Origin of the sequence: Streptomyces sp. CA-249302, from assembly GCF_050936785.1 — a bacterium.
Classification (GTDB): domain Bacteria; phylum Actinomycetota; class Actinomycetes; order Streptomycetales; family Streptomycetaceae; genus Streptomyces.
On record NZ_JBNJMG010000001.1, the window covers coordinates 4,837,253 to 4,854,492 of the forward strand.

Annotated in this window: 14 protein-coding genes and 1 pseudogene; 7 read left to right on the forward strand and 8 right to left on the reverse strand. The window is 71.8% G+C overall.

Annotation, left to right across the window (positions count from 1 at the left end):
- Positions 1-13: 13 nt before the first annotated feature.
- Both purU and ACQEWB_RS21540 read right to left on the reverse strand, forming a co-directional pair.
- On the reverse strand, positions 14-883 hold the full coding sequence (gene purU, locus ACQEWB_RS21535; RefSeq protein WP_432833403.1) for a formyltetrahydrofolate deformylase: 870 nt from the start codon (positions 881-883) through the stop codon (positions 14-16).
- A 46-nt stretch (positions 884-929) separates the two neighbouring features.
- Complete coding sequence (locus ACQEWB_RS21540; protein ID WP_432843933.1) at positions 930-1,430, reverse strand: SCO4402 family protein; 501 nt, start codon at positions 1,428-1,430, stop codon at positions 930-932.
- Positions 1,431-1,547: 117 nt separating this feature from the next.
- Here ACQEWB_RS21540 and ACQEWB_RS21545 point away from each other — a divergent pair, with 117 nt between their 5' ends.
- Positions 1,548-2,855 carry an ABC transporter substrate-binding protein gene (locus ACQEWB_RS21545; protein ID WP_432833405.1) on the forward strand — a complete coding sequence of 436 codons (1,308 nt, stop codon included), beginning with the start codon at positions 1,548-1,550 and terminating at the stop codon, positions 2,853-2,855.
- Between the two features lie 44 nt (positions 2,856-2,899).
- On the opposite strand, the gene ACQEWB_RS21550 is transcribed toward ACQEWB_RS21545, so the two are convergent.
- A complete protein-coding gene (locus ACQEWB_RS21550) occupies positions 2,900-4,918 on the reverse strand; it encodes a hypothetical protein (RefSeq protein ID WP_432833407.1) in 2,019 nt (672 codons plus the stop codon).
- Between the two features lie 244 nt (positions 4,919-5,162).
- Positions 5,163-6,548, reverse strand: a complete 1,386-nt coding sequence (locus ACQEWB_RS21555) for a transcriptional regulator (RefSeq protein WP_432833409.1) — start codon at positions 6,546-6,548, stop codon at positions 5,163-5,165.
- A gap of 310 nt (positions 6,549-6,858) precedes the next feature.
- Between ACQEWB_RS21555 and ACQEWB_RS21560 the strand changes: the two genes are divergently transcribed.
- From ACQEWB_RS21560 to ACQEWB_RS21575, 4 genes and pseudogenes are all read left to right on the forward strand, one after another.
- Positions 6,859-7,521, forward strand: a complete 663-nt coding sequence (locus tag ACQEWB_RS21560; protein ID WP_432833411.1) for a bifunctional DNA primase/polymerase — start codon at positions 6,859-6,861, stop codon at positions 7,519-7,521.
- A gap of 118 nt (positions 7,522-7,639) precedes the next feature.
- Positions 7,640-8,410, forward strand: a complete 771-nt coding sequence (locus tag ACQEWB_RS21565; protein WP_432833413.1) for an ABC transporter ATP-binding protein — start codon at positions 7,640-7,642, stop codon at positions 8,408-8,410.
- On the forward strand, positions 8,407-10,017 hold the full coding sequence (locus ACQEWB_RS21570; RefSeq protein ID WP_432833415.1) for a transporter: 1,611 nt from the start codon (positions 8,407-8,409) through the stop codon (positions 10,015-10,017). The genes ACQEWB_RS21565 and ACQEWB_RS21570 overlap by 4 nt, the downstream gene beginning before the upstream one ends.
- A gap of 16 nt (positions 10,018-10,033) precedes the next feature.
- Positions 10,034-10,359 (forward strand): annotated as a pseudogene (locus ACQEWB_RS21575) (adenylate kinase); the annotation flags it as partial.
- Between the two features lie 46 nt (positions 10,360-10,405).
- Here the strand turns inward: ACQEWB_RS21575 and ACQEWB_RS21580 are convergent.
- Positions 10,406-11,380, reverse strand: coding sequence for an alpha/beta fold hydrolase (locus tag ACQEWB_RS21580; RefSeq protein ID WP_432833417.1), 975 nt, complete (start codon positions 11,378-11,380; stop codon positions 10,406-10,408).
- A 611-nt stretch (positions 11,381-11,991) separates the two neighbouring features.
- Entirely contained in the window at positions 11,992-12,684 is a 693-nt protein-coding gene (locus tag ACQEWB_RS21585; protein WP_030941023.1) for a metal-dependent transcriptional regulator, read from the reverse strand.
- Between the two features lie 302 nt (positions 12,685-12,986).
- Between ACQEWB_RS21585 and ACQEWB_RS21590 the strand changes: the two genes are divergently transcribed.
- Positions 12,987-13,742, forward strand: coding sequence for an SIS domain-containing protein (locus ACQEWB_RS21590; protein ID WP_432833419.1), 756 nt, complete (start codon positions 12,987-12,989; stop codon positions 13,740-13,742).
- Between the two features lie 11 nt (positions 13,743-13,753).
- Here ACQEWB_RS21590 and ACQEWB_RS21595 read toward each other — a convergent pair whose 3' ends face one another.
- Together ACQEWB_RS21595 and ACQEWB_RS21600 are read right to left on the reverse strand one after the other, a co-directional pair.
- Entirely contained in the window at positions 13,754-15,160 is a 1,407-nt protein-coding gene (locus ACQEWB_RS21595; protein WP_432833421.1) for a PAS domain-containing protein, read from the reverse strand.
- A gap of 146 nt (positions 15,161-15,306) precedes the next feature.
- Positions 15,307-15,747, reverse strand: coding sequence for an N-acetyltransferase family protein (locus ACQEWB_RS21600; protein ID WP_432833423.1), 441 nt, complete (start codon positions 15,745-15,747; stop codon positions 15,307-15,309).
- A gap of 451 nt (positions 15,748-16,198) precedes the next feature.
- Between ACQEWB_RS21600 and ACQEWB_RS21605 the strand changes: the two genes are divergently transcribed.
- The gene (locus ACQEWB_RS21605; protein WP_432833425.1) at positions 16,199-17,227 is read left to right on the forward strand and encodes an isopenicillin N synthase family dioxygenase; all 1,029 of its coding nucleotides are present in this window, start codon (positions 16,199-16,201) and stop codon (positions 17,225-17,227) included.
- The last annotated feature ends 13 nt before the right edge of the window (positions 17,228-17,240 follow it).

A 17,240-nucleotide genomic window follows, 5' to 3' on the forward strand; every position in this document is an offset into this window, starting at 1 on the left:
CGAACCGGAGCCCTCAGGCGAACACGACCGTCCGTCGGCCGTTGAGCAGGATCCGCCGCTCCGCATGCCACTTCACGGCCCGCGCCAGCGCCTGGCACTCCACGTCCCGCCCGATCGCCACCAGCTGGTCCGGCGTGACGTCGTGGCCGACCCGCTCGACCTCCTGCTCGATGATCGGCCCCTCGTCCAGGTCGGCGGTCACATAGTGCGCCGTCGCCCCGATCAGCTTCACACCCCGCGTGTGCGCCTGGTGATACGGCTTCGCGCCCTTGAAGCTCGGCAGGAAGGAGTGGTGGATGTTGATGATCCGGCCGCTGAGCGCCTTGCAGAGGTCGTCGGACAGCACCTGCATGTAGCGGGCCAGGACGACCAGCTCGACGTCGTTCTCGCGGACGAGTTCGAGCACCCGCGCCTCCGCGTCGGCCTTCGTGTCCTTCGTCACCGGAATGTGGTGGAAGGGGATGTCGTACGAGCCCACCAGTTCGGCGAAGTCGGTGTGGTTGGAGACCACCGCGGCGATCTCCACCGGCAGCGCGCCGATCCGGGCCCGGAAGAGCAGGTCGTTCAGGCAGTGGCCGAACTTGCTGACCATCAGGATGATCCGCATCCGGTCCTCGGCCCGGTTGAGCTGCCAGTCCATGTGGAACGAGTCACCGATCGCCGCGAAGCTGGCCCGCAGCTTGTCCACGGTCACCGGCGACTCGGCCGAGAAGTGGACCCGCATGAAGAACAGACCCGTGTCGTGGTCGCCGAACTGCTGGCTGTCCTCGATGTTGCAGCCGGTCATGAAGAGGTAGCTCGACACGGCGTGCACGATGCCCTGCTTGTCGGGGCAGGACAGGGTGAGGACGTACTGCGAGGACTGGGCGGACTGCTCGTTCATGCGGGACAGGGTCCCATATCCGCCCGCGACCAGGGGAAGCCGTCCGTCACGCGGACCGCGTCATGATCCGCAGCACCTCGAGGGTGCGCGGCGGCGCGTCCGGGTCGTCCCCGTCGGCCGTCGCCATCCGGACGTGCGCGTCCCGCGCCGCCCGCACCGCCTCCGGCCACGCCTGGTCCTCCAGGTAGGCGGAGACCGGGGCGTCCGGCCCGACCTGGTGCATGATCCGCAGCACCCGCAGCACGGCGGTGTCGACGAGGGCCGCCTCCTGGGAGTCCCGGAAGATCGTGCCGACGTACTTCTCGGCGGACCAGTTGTCCAGCCAGGTGTCCTCGACGAGGCGGTAGACGGCGTCGGTGACGTCCCCGTACCCGTCGACACCGGCCAGCCAGACGTCTCTCTGGAAGGTGGGGTCGGAGAGCATGTGCAGCGCGGAGCGCACATTGCTGCGCCAGCGCCACCACGGCATGTCGTTCAGTGGCATGCCGCCCATGGTGGACGAGCGACGGCCACGACGGGAAGAGTTCTCCGAGCCTTGCACGGTGATAGATCGTACGTTCTTCCTTTCCGGCGCCTCACCGACCCCCGTAATTCACCTGCACGTCACCGATCAATAACCATGGGTCATCCCCGGGTTCCGGATGTGGCGGAAGCGTGTCGACCCATGACCGGCAGGCGACTCGACCGCAGCACCTTCCTCCCCACGCACACCCGGCCCGTCAGATCCACCGTCCTCGCGGCGCTGGCGCTGACCGCGTGTGCGTCGCTCGCCGCCGGTTGTGGGGTCGTCCCCGGTACCTCGGGGGGTTCCGGGGACGACACGATCACGGTGATGACCTGGGCCCCGCAGAACACCAGCGCCACCAACAAGCCCGGAATGCCCGCCTTCGCGCAGGCCTACGCCCGCTGGATCAACGCCCACGGCGGTATCCACGGCCGCAAGCTGAAGGTCCTGACCTGCAACGACCACAACGACAGCGTGGCCGCCGCGAAGTGCGCCCGGATCGCGGTCAAGCGGAACGTCGTCGCGGTGGTCGGCTCCTACAGCCAGTACGGCGACTCCTACCTCCCCGACCTGGAGGGCGCCGGCATCCCCTACATAGGCGGTTACGGCGTCACCACCGCCGAGTTCACCAGCCCGCTGTCCTACCCCGTCAACGGCGGACAGCCCACGCTGCTGGCCGGCCTCGGCAAGGAACTCGCCGCGAGCTGCGGCCCGGTGGCGCTGATACGGCCCGACACCATCGCGGGCGACGAGCTGCCGCCCATGCTCAACTCCGGCCTCAAGGCGGGCAGTCACACGGACGCGGTCGACCAGCGGGCGGCGGACGACACCAGCGAGTACGAGGGTCCCGCGCAGAAGGCGCTGAGCGCCACCACCACCGACCCGGCGAAGAAGGGGTGCGTGATACCCGCGCTCGGGGACCGTACCGACACCTTCATGGACTCCTTCCGGCGCGCCCGCGACGACTTCCCCGCGGTGAAGACCGCGGCCACCCTCGACAGCGTCGACCAGACCGTGATCAACGAGTCCGGCGGGGCGTCGGGGCCGTACGAGGGCTCGTACATCACCGGCTGGTACCCGGCGGCGAGCGACGCTCGCTGGGACCCGATGAAGAAGGTGATCAGCGAGCAGGCCTTCGGCGACAACCGCATCGACGCGGCGGACGCCGGGGTGCAGACGACCTGGATCGCCTACACCGTGTTCAAGAAGGTCGTCGAGTCGCTGGCCAGTGACGACGTGAGCTCCGACTCGATACGGCGGAAGCTGGACGACGGCCTGAAGATCACCACCGGCGGGCTCACGCCGACGCTGGACTGGGGCGGCCAGGGCCCGCTCGCCAGCATCGGCCTCTCCCGCGTCGTCAACGCCGACGTGACCCTCCAGGCCGTGCAGCAGGGGCAGTTGGTGGCGGTCGACAAGGGCTTCGTGGACGTGACGAAGACCCTCCAGGGCGCCGACGTCGACTGACCGGACACGCGGGCGCGGTTACGGCCGCGTCCGCGCCGCCGGCGTCACAGCTGGGTCGGCTGGCGCTGGGTCAGGCCGTACGTCTTCGCGATCGCGTTCCACAGCTGGGCGGCCTTGGCCTTCTGCTGGCTGGCGGTGCCGCTCGCGCGGTTGCCGGCCTGCGTCTGGCCGGTGGAGCGGGCCTGGCCCTTCTTGCAGCCCTTCCTGCCGCTCACCTGGTCGGCCCAGGCCGCGTAGTGGTTGTCGGCCGCCGCGGAGGCCTGCCAGGCCTGGGTGAGGGCGGTGGTCAGGGCGGCGTTGTCCGGGAGCTTGTCGACGGACAGGCCGGACAGGCTGGTGACGAGCTGGGTGCGCTGCTTGGCCGCGGCGCGCAGGTCCGAGGCGGCCGTGTCCAGGTTCTTGCACCCCTTGACGCTGGCGACCGCGGCGATCACCGAGGCACGGCTGTCGCCGCTCTGGGCGAGCAGCTTGTCCAGGGCGACCGCCTGCTGCTTGGCCGGGTCGGCGGACGGCGAGGCGGAACCGTCGGTGGCCGGGGCGGTGGCGGACACGGTCTGGTTCTTGTCCTGCCCGTCGCCGCCGCCACCGCCGCTGAGCAGCGCACCGGCGCCGACACCGAGGACAACGATGCCGATCCCGACGGCGGCGATGAGCGGCACCTTCGAACGGCTGCGGCCACCGCGGCCGCCGTACCCGTCGTCGTCGCGGCCGTCGCGGCCGTCGTGCCCGCCATGCCCGCCGGGCGGGAAGTAGGCGGGTTGAGGCTGGGGCCGGTCGTAGGAAGGCTGCGGCTGCTCGAACCGCGGCAGCTGCTGGGTGGCCCCGGCGGGACTCTCACCGCCCGGACCGCTCCGGAACAGGCTGTCGAACTCGGCGGGCGGCTGCCGGTCCGCACCACCGGGCTGCGCCCCGTAAGGCGCCGGCCCGTCGGTCACCGGCGCGATGAACTGCGTGGCCTGCGCGTCCGGATCGGCGACGGGAGGCAACGGCCCGGGCCCGCCCTGCGCCGTATGCCCGAGGAACGGGGTGGCACCGGCCGAGGACTGCCCACCGACCTCGGGCGGCAACGCCCCGGGCCCGACCGGCGGTATGAACTGGGTCGCCCCTTCGTCCGCGACCGGGACGACGGGCGGCAGGAACTGCGTGGCCCCCTCGGGGGCGGCGGGGACAGGGGGGATGTACTGCGTGGCGCCTTCGCCGACAGCGGGCGGCAGGGGGGCGCCCGGAGCGCCGTAGGCACCGGGGCCTCCGTGCACCGCGGGCGGCAGAGCGGCCCCGGCCCCCGGGTTGCCGTAGGCATCGGCGGCGGGCGGCAGGGCCGCGCCCGGCTGCCCGGGGTACGGCTGAGGTGCTCCCGGAGCGGTGGGGCCGGTCGGCTGCTGAGGCGGGGCGTCGTACGAAGTCGTCGGCGGCTGCTGGGTTCCCGGCATCGGCTGGGCCGGGCTGCCGTACGGCGTCGGTGTGGCCTCCGGGGGCAGGGCCTGGGACGGGATGCCGTCCGCCGGCGGGGTGCTCCACTGGTTCTGTTGCGGGTCCGTGGCCCACTGCTGGGCCGGCGGCGGGGTCGGCCAGGCCTGGTCCTGCGGCGGGGGCGGGGTCTGCTGCTGGTCCGGGCCCCACGGGGTGCCCCAGGACTGGCCCCCGGGCGGCGCCGAGGCCGGTGCCTGCTGGCCGGACTGGGGGGCGGGGTAGGAGCCGTACGGGCCTGCGGGCGAGCCGCCGTAGGGGGCGGCGGGTCGGCCGCCGTACTCGCCCGGGGCGGAGCCGCCGTAGGGGCCCGCCTGGGGACCGCCGCCCTGGTAACCGTTCTGCGATCCGCCCTGGTGACCCGGCTGCGATCCGGCCTGGTACCCGTTCTGCGGGCCGCCTTGGTAGCCGGCCTGCGATCCACCCTGGTATCCGGCCTGCGAGCCGCCCTGGTGTGGTGGGTGGGCGCCGGTCGGGGTGATCGGCTGGGCGCCCAGCATGCCCGGCAGCAATGGTTCGCCGCCGTCGGAGGGCAGCACGATGCCTTCGCGCGCCTGGCGCTGCGAGGGCTCCTCGCTCTGTCCACTCTGCGTCACCGGGACTCCTACTAATGGGGGACCTTGTGAATCGTCGGCTCACGCTACCGGGTCCCCCGAGCCGGGTGCCACGCAGCTCAGGCCGCAACCTCCCTCCCTGTGACAGCAGTAACAGCAGCGCTCTACAACGCGCTGCATATGTCCACCTCCTGTCGGCCGGCTGTGCGCCCCGTGCGCGATCCCGCGCGGCAACCGGCCGTTTCCCGCAGATTCACGCATCCGCGGCCCGGCCGGTCGCCCGCCCTCACGCCGCCGCCTGCAACTCCAGCCGCGCCCCGAACTCCCGTACCACCGGCTCTTCCCGGTACGGCTCCAGCCGCTGCTGGAAGTCCTCCAGGTACTCGGCGCCCCGGTTGGAGCGGAGGGACTCGAGGAGCTCCACGGCCTTCAGTCCCGTGTTGCAGGCCTGTTCGATCTCCCGCTGCTGCACCTGCGCCGTGGCGAGGAGCACGTAACCGATCGCCCGGCGGCGGGCCTTGGACTCGGGGAGCTTCGCCAGCGCCTCCTCCGCGCGCCGCGCCCCCGCCTCGGCCTGTCCGAGGTCCCGGTGGCAGTGCGCCAACTCGTCGGCCAGATAGGCCTCGTCGAAGTGCGAGATCCACGCCGGGTCGTCCCCGGAGGCCGCGTCGGCCCCCTCCAGCGCCGTGACCGCCCGCCCGGACGCCACCTGGGCCGCCCGCGCGTCGCCCATCAACGCGTGCCCGCGCGCCTCCGCCGCGTAGAACATCGCCTCCGCGCGCGGTGTCACGCGCCCCCGCGCCCCTTCCTGCGCCGCCCGCGCCAACTGGGCGATCTCCCGCGGGTTCCCGAGCTGCGCGGCGAGATGGCTCATGGACGCGGCGAGGACGTAACCGCCGTACCCTCTGTCGCCCGCCGCCTGCGCGAGCCGCAGCGCCTGGATGTAGTAGCGCTGGGCCAGGCCCGGTTGGCCGGTGTCGACGGCCATGTACCCGGCGAGTTCGGTGAGTCGGGCGACGGCCGCGAACAGTTCACGGCCGACGGCCTCCCGGTACGAGCCCGCGAGGAGCCCCGAGACGACGCTGTTGAGGTAGTGCACGACGACCGGGCGGACGTGCCCGCTGCCGTACTGGTGGTCGAGGTCCACGAGAGCCTGGGTCATCGCCTTCACGGCCGCCACGTCGGACTGCCCGACCCGCGGGCCCGCCGAGCGCGCCACCTGCGAGTCCGGCGAGGAGATCAGCCAGTCCCGGCTGGGCTCGACCAGCGCGGACGCGGCGACGGACGAGCCGGACAGGAAGTCCCGGCGCCCCACGTCGCTGCGCCACAGCTCGCAGACCTGCTCGATGGCCCCCAGCACCGTCGGCGAGAACTGGAGACCGACGCCGGACGCGAGGTTCTTGCCGTTGGCCATGCCGATCTCGTCGATCGTGACCGTACGGCCGAGCTTGCGGCCCAGCGCCTCCGCGATGATCGCCGGCGCCCGGCCCCGCGGCTGCTGGCCGCGCAGCCAGCGGGCCACGGACGTCTTGTCGTAGCGCAGGTCGAGACCGTGCTCGGCACCGCACATGTTGACCCTGCGGGCGAGCCCGGCGTTCGAGCACCCCGCCTCCTGGATGAGCGCCTGCAACCGTTCGTTCGGCTGCCGCGCGACGAGAGGCCTTGCGGCCATTGGCGTACCCCCTGTGGCTGCGGTACCTGCCCACGCACCGAGTTGGCGTGTCTTCCGTGGCCGGACTCCCCTGCTCCCCTGAGCGAAAAGATCCGGCCGTGAAGATCAATGCCCCGCGGACATACCGAAAATGCGAGGCATGCGAGGATTGCCGGGGTAAAGACCGAAGCCGACCCCACTCGTGGCTACCCAGATCAAGCCGACGTTCCTCCTCTGCGCCCCCACACATGCATCCATGCGCCCCAGATGAGGAATCGATGCCCCTCCCCCGCGCGCGTTACCCCCGTAACCCGAGGTGGATGCGGGAGTTGTGTTGAGCGTGGAAGAGACGATCGCGAGCACCGAAGCCGCCCAGATTCCGAAGCAGCGTGGGGAATCGCTGCTGGAGACCGCCGTACGCTACGCCGAGGAGCGGCACTGGGACGTGTTCCCCGGGACCTGGCTGGAAGCCGCCGACGGGGTGCAGCGCTGCTCCTGTGGCGACGCGGCGTGCGATGCGCCGGGGGCGCATCCGGCGCGGGAGGACTGGGCCACGCAGGCCACGGGGTCCGCGACCGTCGCGCGCCGGATGTGGTCGAAGCAGCCGCTGGCCTCGATCCTGTTGCCCACGGGGCGTACGTTCGACGCGCTCGACGTGCCCGAGACCGCGGGGTTCCTCGCGCTGGCGCGTATGGAGCGGATGGAGTTGACGCTCGGGCCGGTGACGCTTGCTCCGGATCGGCGGATGCGGTTCTTCGTGCTGCCGGGTGCCGCCGCGAAGTTGCCCGAACTCGTCAGGAAGCTCGGGTGGTCTCCGTCGTCGCTCGATCTCGTGGCGCTCGGGGAGGGGAGCTGGGTGGCCGCGCCGCCTACGCGGTTCGGGTCGCGGGGGGCTGTGCAGTGGGCTTGTCGGCCTACGCCTGCGAATCGGTGGCTGCCGGACTGTGAGGAGTTGATCTCGCCGCTTGCTTATGCGTGTGGCCGGGATCGATAGGCGCGGATTCGTCTGCCTGGTGCTCTTTCGTCGGCGGGTGCGGGTCGTTTGTGGCTGGTCGCGCCCACGCGGCAGAGCCGCATGTCAAAAACAGCCCCGCGCCCCTAGGTTGGCATCCATGACGTCGGCCGTAAGCGTGCGTGGGCTCTGGAAGCGGTTTGGGCAGCAGGTTGCCGTTGCCGGGATCGATCTCGAGTTGCCTGCCGGGAAGTTCATCGGGCTCGTGGGACCGAACGGGGCCGGGAAGACCACCACCCTCTCCATGGTGACCGGGCTGTTGCGGCCCGATCATGGGGTCGTCGAGGTCGTCGGGCATGACGTGTGGCGGGATCCGGTGGCCGTGAAGGCCCGGATCGGGGTGTTGCCCGAGGGGCTGCGGTTGTTCGAGCGGCTGTCGGGGCGCGAACTGCTGGGATACAGCGGGCGGTTGCGGGGGCTGCCGGGGGACGAGGTCGAGCGGCGGGCCACTCAGTTGCTCGACGTGCTCGACCTGGCGGGGGCCCAGCACAAGCTCGTCGTGGACTACTCGACCGGGATGCGGAAGAAGATCGGGCTCGCGGCCGCGCTCCTGCACAATCCCGAAGTGCTGTTCCTGGACGAGCCGTTCGAGGGTGTCGATCCCGTCTCCGCCCAGATCATCCGGGGTGTGCTGGAGCGTTATACGGCCTCCGGTGCCACCGTCGTCTTCTCCTCCCACGTCATGGAACTCGTCGAATCCCTGTGCGACTGGGTCGCCGTGATGGCCGCGGGCCGCATCCGCGCCCAGGGCACCCTCGCCGAGGTCCGCGGGGACGCGCCCACCCTCCAGAAGGCCTTCCTCGAACTCGTCGGCGCGGGCGCGCGCGACGCCGGTTCGGATCTCGACTGGCTGGGCGGCGGTCCGCGATGACCGGCGACGTCACCCCGGTCACCGACATCACCCCCGTCGTCGTACGACTGAAGCTGTCCCTGCTCAAGAACGGGCTGCGGCAGTCGGGCGGGCGGCGGGCCGCGTATGTCGTGTCGGCGGTCGTCGTGCTGTTCTTCGGCGCGCTCCAACTGCTCGGTCTCGTCGCGCTGCGCGGCCACGCGCACGTCGAGGCGGTGGTGGTGCTGCTGGTGGCCGTGCTGGCGCTCGGCTGGGCGGTGATGCCGCTGTTCTTCCCCGGCGGCGACGAGACCCTGGATCCGACCCGCCTGGTGATGCTGCCGCTGCGGCCCCGGCCGCTGGTACGGGCGCTGCTCGCGGCCTCCCTGGTGGGCATCGGGCCGCTGTTCACGCTGCTCCTGCTGACCGGTTCGGTGATCACGGTCGCGCACGGCGGTGCGGCCTACGTCGTCGCGGTCGTCGCCGTCGTGCTCGCGCTGCTGGTGTGCGTGGCCCTCGCACGGACCGTCGCCGCCGCCAACATCCGGCTGCTGACCAGCCGCAAGGGCCGCGATCTCGCGGTGCTGAGCGGGCTGGTGATCGCGATCGGGGCGCAGCTGGTCAACTTCGGGGCGCAGCGGCTGGGTTCGAGCGGGCTGTCCCAGCTCGAACCGGCGGGGGACGTGCTGAAGTGGGTGCCGCCCGCGTCGGCGATCGGCGCGGTGGACTCGGTGAGTGCGGGGTCGTACGGCGTCGCGGTGCTCCAACTGGCGCTGAGCGCGGGCGCGCTGGTGGCGCTGATCGGCGTATGGACGCGGCACCTCACGAAGTTGATGACCTCGCCCGACGGGTCGACGCTCCAGGCCGCCGGCGAGCAGCCCACCCGCGACCGCGGCGCCGGCGGCCTCGCCCGGCTGCTGCCGGCCGGCCGCACCGGGACCGTCATGGAGCGCAGCCTGCGTTACGTCTGGCGCGACCCCAAGACCAAGGCGGCGTGGGTGACTTCACTCGCGATCGGCCTGATCGTGCCCGTCTTCAACGCCCTTCAGGGCACCGGCTCGATCTACTTCGCGTGCTTCGCCGCCGGGATGCTGGGCATCCAGATGTACAACCAGTTCGGGCAGGACACCTCCGCGTTCTGGATGGTCGCGACGACCATCTCCTCCGCGCACGACGCGTACGTCGAACTCCGTGGCCGGGCGCTGGCGTTGCTGGTGATCACGCTCCCTTACGCCACCCTCGTCACGGTCACGACCACGGCGATGCTCGGCGACTGGCCGCGCCTGCCCGAGGTCCTCGGCCTCTCCTTCGCCCTCCTCGGCGCGATGCTGGCGACCGGCGCCTGGACCTCGGCCCGCTTCCCGTACTCCATCCCGCAGGAGGGCTACAAGAACGTGGCCCCCGGCCAGACCGGGCTGGCCTGGATCTCCATCTTCGGCGGCATGGTCTCGGCCGCCCTGCTGACCGCGCCCGTCATCGTGGCGACGATCTGGGTGAACGTGACACAGGACGGCGACGAGTGGGGCTGGCTGCTGCTGCCGGTGGGCGCGGCGTACGGGGCCGGGATCACCCTCGCCGGCCTGCGCCTGGCCGCCCCGCGGACGGCGGCCCGGCTGCCGGAAATCCTGGCGGCGGTGAGCAAGGGCTGAGGAGTGAGGTGCGCCGGTGGAGCGGATCTTGGTGGTGGGCGTCACCGGCGCGGGCAAATCCACGCTCGCCAGAGCCCTGAGCGGTCGGCTGGGCCTGCCGTACCACGAGGTGGACTCGCTGTACTTCAACGGTCCCGACCGGGCCGTCAACGGCGAACTGACCGAGGACGTGTCGAGGCTCACCGCCGATCCCAGCGCGTGATCATGCCCCGGGTACTGCGCCGGTCCGTCCGGCGCACCGTGACCCGCGAGACCCTCTTCGGCGGCAACCGGGAGACCTGGACGGGCCGGCCGAGCCGGGAGCACCCGGCCTGGTGGGCGTGGTCCCAGCACGGGCCCCGCGCCTGGCCGGCGTCCCTCTGACCCGGCAGCCCCGAACCGGTGGGCGTCACACGGCCAGCGCGGCGTCGAGGAACGGCTCGATGGCCACCCGCCAGGCCTCCGGCTGGTCGTAGTGCACCAGGTGCCCCGCATCGGCCACCTCCGCGTACTCCCCCCGGGGCAGCACCCGCACCATCTCCTGCGCCTCGGCCCGGCCGAGCTCCCCGTCCAGCCCGCGCACGACCAGCGCGGGACACCGCACCTGGGCCAGCTCCTCCCAGTGCGCGTCGTACACCCATGTCTCGCGCGACTGGAGCATCTGCGCGGGGTCGAACACCGGCCGCCAGCCGTCGGGGGACTCGTGCATCACCTCGGCGTAGAACTCGCCGCGCGCCGGGTTGGGCCGCTCCACCCAGGGATCGTCCTCGCCGAACCACTTCCGTACGTCGGCGAGGGTGGCGAAGGGGACGGGCCAGGCCTTGAACCAGTCCTGCCACTCCCGCTGCGAGGCCGCGCCCAGTGCGGACGCCCGCATGTCGCAGATGATCACGCCCCGCACCAGGTCGGGCCGTTTCGCGGCGAGCTGCCAGGCGGTCAGCGCGCCCATCGCGTGTCCGATGAGGACGGCCGGGGAGAGCCCCAGCTGTTCCAGCGCGGCCTCCGCGTCCTCGACGTAGGCCTCACGGGTGAACGCGGCCTGAGGGGGCTTCTCGCTCTGTCCGTGCCCGCGCTGGTCGAGTGCGACCGCGCGATGCCGTTCGGACAGCCAGCGGGCGGTGGACGCCCAGTGCGAGGCGCGGCCCATCAGGCCGTGCAGTAACAGCACGCCGGGTCCGCACTCGTGCCCGCCGGGCGGGGCGGCCCGCTCCCGGGGGCCGGTCCGGTCCGGGGATCCCGTCCGCTCCGACGGCCCGGCCTGTTCCGGTACGAGCCCCGACTGCTCCGTCGCGAGTCCTGCCGGGTCGGTCTTGGGAGGGTCGCCGAACTCCCAGGCCGCGAGGCGTACCCCACCCGCCCCGGTCACGTCGATGCGTCGCGCCATCGTCCTGGCACCCCCCTAGCTCCGCTCGGACCGCTCGCTCCCGCTTCGAGCCGGCCGGTCCTGTGAACCGTGTCCTGCCGTGCCGTGCAGCTGCCTTCCGTCGTGTGGGTTCCACCTGGCGTGCGCCCGCTCGCGCTTCCTCGCGCTCACTCGCACTCACTCCTGAAGCGCACGCTCCGCGGTTCCCGTCACTCGCAGACTATCGAATGGGTATTCGAAAATGCCGTCTCCGTGAGCAACACCCCTCGTTCGAGTGACCACACTCAAGGAATGATCGTCGCAGCCGAGGGGAGATCTTCAGCGGGAGGCGGACCGCTCGGGGAAAACGGTCCGAAGGGGATGACCCTGGGAGCTCGGGGCTCCGGGTCAGCACAGGGGAGGACAGGCCCCGGCGCCGCATGGCGCCGGGGCCATCCACACGTCTGCGGCACATCCTCCCGCCCCCTCAGGTCATATGCCTCACGCGACAGCCTCGCACGCGAAACGTCCGAGCGCTCCGATTTCGGCGCATAAAATCTTGACGTCGAGGGACCCCTGAGACGCCTCAACCGCCTCCCGGATCACGGTGGTTGACGCCCGCACCAGCCCGGAGAGCGGTCCGGCACCGCGGCTCAGCGCTTGGCGACGAACACATGGGAGGCGACGTCCGCCTCCAGCTCGGCCGCCTCACCGCCGCTGCCGACCAGCACCCCGCCCGCCGACTCCGTCACACTCACCACCGAGCCGGGCTGCACGCCCGCGCGACGCAGCGTGTACATCAGCTGCGCGTCCGTCTGGATCGGTTCGCCGATACGGCGCACCACGACCGTCTTGCCGTCGGCGCCCGGGTCGAGGTCCGCCAGCGACACCATGCCCTCGTCGAGGAACGGGTCGGCGCCGTCCTTCTCGCCCAGCTCCTCCAGGCCCGGGATCGGGTTGCCGTACGGCGACTCGGTCGGGTGGCGCAGCAGCTCCAGCACCCGCCGCTCCACGGCCTCGCTCATCACGTGCTCCCAGCGGCAGGCCTCGGCGTGCACCTGCTCCCACTCCAGGCCGATCACGTCGACGAGCAGACACTCGGCGAGGCGGTGCTTGCGCATCACGCGGGTGGCGAGGCGGCGGCCCTCGTCGGTCAGCTCCAGGTGCCGGTCGGTGGCCACGGAGACCAGACCGTCCCGCTCCATCCGCGCCACCGTCTGGCTCACGGTCGGCCCGCTCTGGTCGAGCCGCTCGGCGATCCGGGCGCGCATGGGGACCACACCTTCCTCCTCAAGCTCGAGGATGGTGCGGAGATACATCTCCGTGGTGTCGATCAGTCCGGACATACGTGCCCCTCGATGAGATCTGCCGGAAGCGTGACGGCTGCCCGGCGCGTGCGCTGGCCCTGGATTCAATTCTGACGCATACCACTGACAACCGTGCCGCGCCGTTGAAACCACGGGGTTACGGACGAGTACTCGGGAGTAGCCGCCCGGATTCGGGCAGGTATGGGGGCCGGCGCGAGCCAGGGCGGGAGTCCTGGTGCGGGCCCGGCATCGACGGCCGTATTGACACCGCACTGGTCCAGACCGCACGGTGATCCGCGACACAGGCAGACACCCCACGCCGGCACCCCGGAAGGACCCGCATGAGCGACGGCAAACTGGCCGACCAGTTCTTCGACGCCGCGATCGATCTGCTGGAACGGGTCCGCGACGAGGAGGGCGAGGCCATCGCCGCGGCGGGCACGCTGCTCGCCGACACCGTCGCCGACGGGGGCCGGCTCTTCGCCTTCGGCGCCGGGCACTCCTCGCTCGCCGCGCAGGACGTCGTCTACCGGGCCGGCGGACTCGCCCTGATGAACCTGCTGGCGGTACCGGGCGTCGTGGGCGTCGACGTGATGCCGGCCACGCTGGGCTCCGCCCTGGAGCGGGTCGACGGCCTCGCGAGCGCGGTCCTGGACACCTCGCCGCTGCGCGCGGGCGACGCCCTGATCATCATCTCCCTCTCGGGCCGCAACGCCCTCCCGGTCGAGATGGCCATGAACGCGCGGGCGCTGGGTGTGAAGGTCATCGGCGTGACGTCGGTGGCGTACACGACGGAGACCCGCTCCCGGCACGTGTCCGGCACTTACCTGCGCGACCACTGCGACATCGTCCTGGACTCCAAGATCCCCATCGGCGACGCGACCCTGACCCTGGACCCGATCCCGGCCCCCTTCGCCCCGGCGTCGACGGTGGTGACCAGCGCGATCCTCCAGTCGGTCATGGCGACCACGGCGGGCGTCCTGTCGGAACGGGGCATCGAGCCGCCGCTGCTGCGCTCGGGCAACGTGGACGGCGGCCACGAGTGGAACGGCAGGGTGTTCGAGGAGTACGGCGACCGGATCTTCTACCGGCGCTGAAACGCCGGCGCCTACTCCCGCCCCACGACCCCCGCCAGATCCAGGGCCGCCGCGATCCGAACGGCCACGTCCTCCGCGTACACCGCGTCGGCCCGCTCGAACTGGCTCCGCCCGCCCCCGCGCAGGAAGGTCACCACCCCCAGCGTCCGCCCGCGGCTCCGCAGCACGGCGCACAGGGCATGGACCGAATCCCCCGGCCACCGCCGGGCCAAGGCCCACTCCCGGGCCTGCTCCGCCGCCACCGCGCCCACACTGGCCCGCACCGACCCGGCCCGCTCCACGCACTGCAGGGCCGGATGCCCCTGCCCGTACCGCACGGGCAGTCCCGCCTGCCCGGCCGGCAGACTCGGCCCCGGCGCCCCCGAAGGCGTGGCGGCGACCCGCACCAGCCGTACCGGCCCCTCGCTCTCCCCGTCGACCAGCGCGCCACCCGCGACCCGGTCGATCAGTGCGTGATCGGCGAACCCGGCCAGCGCGAAGTCCAGGTGAACCGTCGCCGCCTCCCGCGGGTCCTCGCACTCCCCCGCCGCCCGCGCCGCACGGTGCAACTGGTTCGTCCGGAACCGCAGCAGCGCGGCCTCCTGCTCGCCCTGCTTGGCCTCGGTCACGTCCTGGAACAGCCACCCGACCCCCAGCGGAACCGGCTCCTCCGCGAGCGGTGACGCCAGCCGTACGAAACCGCACCGCCAGCACCGCCGCTGATCGCCGTCCGACGTCCGCACACTGACCCAGATCTCGGCGGGAGCCGGCGGCGCGCCCTCGGCGAGCACATGGGTGAGCGCGCTCTCCAGTTCCTCCACGCCCTGCGCGAGCAGCTCCCCGAGGGGCCGCCCGAGCGCGGACGTACGCCCGATGCCGAGGGAGCGGGCGGCGTGCGCGTTCACGACGGCCGGCCTCAGGTCGGCGTCGACCAGCACCACACCCCAGCTGGCGTCCTCGAACAGCGCCTCGCTCAGCGCGATCGACCGCTCCAGGTCGATCTGCGCATGCACCTCGCTGAAGGCGCAGTACAGCCCGGCGGGCTTGCCGTCCGGCCCCCGTACCGCCGCGGACTGGGTCCGCACCAGCACCCGTCCGCCGTCCTTGGTCAGCAGCGCGAACTCGTGCACCTGCCGGCCGGGGGCCTGCATGGCGGCCATCAGCCGCCCCTCGACCTCCTCGGCGTCGGCCTCCCGCACGGCCCATCCCGCGAACCCGTGCCGCCCCACCGCCTCGGCCGCGGTCCACCCGAGAATCCGCTCGGCCTCACGGTTCCAATGGGTTACGACCCCGTCGGCGTCGAAGGCGCACAGCGCCGCGTCCATCCCGTCGAGCAGCGCGGCCAGCAGGTCGGAGCCGTCAGGGCCCACGGGGCCGACCGGCTCGGGCTCGTCGGGCCCCAGCTCATCGGTGGTCCCACTACGCCGGGAAGCACTCACCTGGACCCCCTGCCAAGCTGCGTCCGCACGTACGGCGCGTCGGTTCGCTCACTCGCAATCATCTAACTCGAACGTGACGCAGCACACACCGAGTTCCCCAAGATTGAGGGAATCGTTGCAACGCGCCTCACACCCAACAATCAGCCCTACCCCAGCCGAAGATCAACCCACAGATCACTTTCCCCGTCGAGCACATACCGCTCCACCTCGACAAACCCGTGCTCCAGGGCAAACCTCAACCCGTCCCCATTGGCGGCCAGCACACACGTCTCGACCCCGCCGGCCCCCATCTCACGCGCCCGGGCAAGCCCCCGCTCGTAGACGGCGCCCCCGATCCCCCGCCGCCTCCAGCCGGGCAGCACCCGCGCGATCACGGTCGCCGCCCCGCCCACCCCCTCCGGCGGCCGCACGGTGGAGCACCCCACCAGCACATCCCCGAGATACACGTTCTCGAGCCAGTTCCGCCCGGCCCGCTCCCGCGCCGCCTCAAGAGACATCGCGGCAGGCGGAACGATCAGGTTGTGCACATACCGCCACTCCTCGACCATCCCGTCCCCGACGACCCGCCCGAAGCGAAGCTCATCCACCCTTGGCCCCCATCGTTTCGCTCGGAAAAAAGCGGTTGATCGTACGCCGACCCGTTCTTAGTGTGTGGGCTACACAAGAAGGGAGGTGGTTCGGCAGATGTATGAATACCGGACGCGTGAGGTGACTGCGGGCTAGCGGCTCGCCACCACACCGAGTGCGGTGCCGGACCAGCGCGGGAGCGAACCGTGCAGCCGGCCCAATCCCAAGCAGTCACCCGACCCGTGAGCTCGCCGGTACGTCCGGCCGGCTCCTTCGCCGAGGCGGAGGGACCAGAGCTCGCGGGTCGTCTGCGTTTGTCGGGCGGGGCAGTAGGCTGGGGGCATGCTTCCGATACTCGTTCGACGCCGGCACGTGGACTACGTGCGCGTCACGAGCATGGGCTGTCGGGGTTCCGTCGCCTGATCCGGCGTTCCAGCCCCTTTTCCCGCCTTCACCTTTCGGACGCACCCCATGACGCACACCTCGGCGACCCCGTCGTACGCCCAACTCCCGATCATCGACCTCTCCGCGGCCGACCGCGGCCCCCAGGCCCGCGCGCTGCTCCACGCCCAGCTGCACGCCGCCGCCCACGACGTGGGTTTCTTCCAACTCGTGGGGCATGGGGTGAGCCAGGGTGAGACCCAACGGCTCGTCCGCGCCATGCACGCCTTCTTCCGGCTCCCCGAGGCCGAGCGGCTCGCCCTCGACAACGTCAACTCCCCCCATTTCCGCGGCTACACCCGCACCGGCGACGAGCGCACGGGCGGCAGCCGGGACTGGCGGGACCAGCTGGACATCGGCGCCGAGCGGCCGGCCCGGACGCCCGGGCCCGGTGAGCCCGCGTACTGGTGGCTGGAGGGGCCGAACCAGTGGCCTGACGGGCTTCCCGAGCTTCGTACCGCCGCGCTCGGCTGGATGGACCGGCTGAGCGCCGTCGCCCAGCGGCTGCTGCACGAACTCCTCACCGCCATCGGCGCCCCCGCCGACTTCTACGACCCGGTCTTCGGCGCCCACGCCCACCCGCACCTCAAGCTCGTCCGGTACCCGGGCAGCGCGAGTGACGGCGCCGATCAGGGGGTGGGGGCGCACAAGGACTACGGCTTCCTGACGCTGCTGCTCCAGGACCAGGTGGGCGGCCTGCAGGTGGAGCGCGGGGACCGGTTGTTCCATGACGTGCCGCCGGTCGACGGCGCCTTCGTGGTCAATCTGGGCGAGCTGCTGGAGGTGGCGACCAACGGGTACCTCCTGGCCACCAATCACCGAGTGGTGAGTCCGCGGGGAGCCACGGAGCGCTTCTCCGTGCCGTTCTTCTACAACCCGAGGCTCGACGCGAGGGTGGCACCGCTGCCGTTCCCGCACGCGAGCACGGCCCCGGGAATCACCGACGACCCGACCAACCCCCTCTTCGCCGAGTACGGCTACAACGAGCTCAAGGGCAAGCTGAGGGCACATCCGCTGGTCGCGGAGCGACACCACGCGGACTTGCTCACGGCGGCGTGAAAGACGGGCCCGT

Bases quoted from the DNA above. Each gene is read 5' to 3' on its own strand.
- ACQEWB_RS21555 (WP_432833409.1), bottom strand. From the start codon at position 6,548: ATGGCCGCAAGGCCTCTCGTCGCGCGGCAGCCGAACGAACGGTTGCAG.
- ACQEWB_RS21590 (WP_432833419.1), top strand. From the start codon at position 12,987: ATGAGCGACGGCAAACTGGCCGACCAGTTCTTCGACGCCGCGATCGAT.
- purU (WP_432833403.1), bottom strand. From the start codon at position 883: ATGAACGAGCAGTCCGCCCAGTCCTCGCAGTACGTCCTCACCCTGTCC.
- ACQEWB_RS21570 (WP_432833415.1), top strand. From the start codon at position 8,407: ATGACCGGCGACGTCACCCCGGTCACCGACATCACCCCCGTCGTCGTA.
- ACQEWB_RS21605 (WP_432833425.1), top strand. From the start codon at position 16,199: ATGACGCACACCTCGGCGACCCCGTCGTACGCCCAACTCCCGATCATC.
- ACQEWB_RS21585 (WP_030941023.1), bottom strand. From the start codon at position 12,684: ATGTCCGGACTGATCGACACCACGGAGATGTATCTCCGCACCATCCTC.
- ACQEWB_RS21565 (WP_432833413.1), top strand. From the start codon at position 7,640: ATGACGTCGGCCGTAAGCGTGCGTGGGCTCTGGAAGCGGTTTGGGCAG.
- ACQEWB_RS21580 (WP_432833417.1), bottom strand. From the start codon at position 11,380: ATGGCGCGACGCATCGACGTGACCGGGGCGGGTGGGGTACGCCTCGCG.
- ACQEWB_RS21545 (WP_432833405.1), top strand. From the start codon at position 1,548: ATGACCGGCAGGCGACTCGACCGCAGCACCTTCCTCCCCACGCACACC.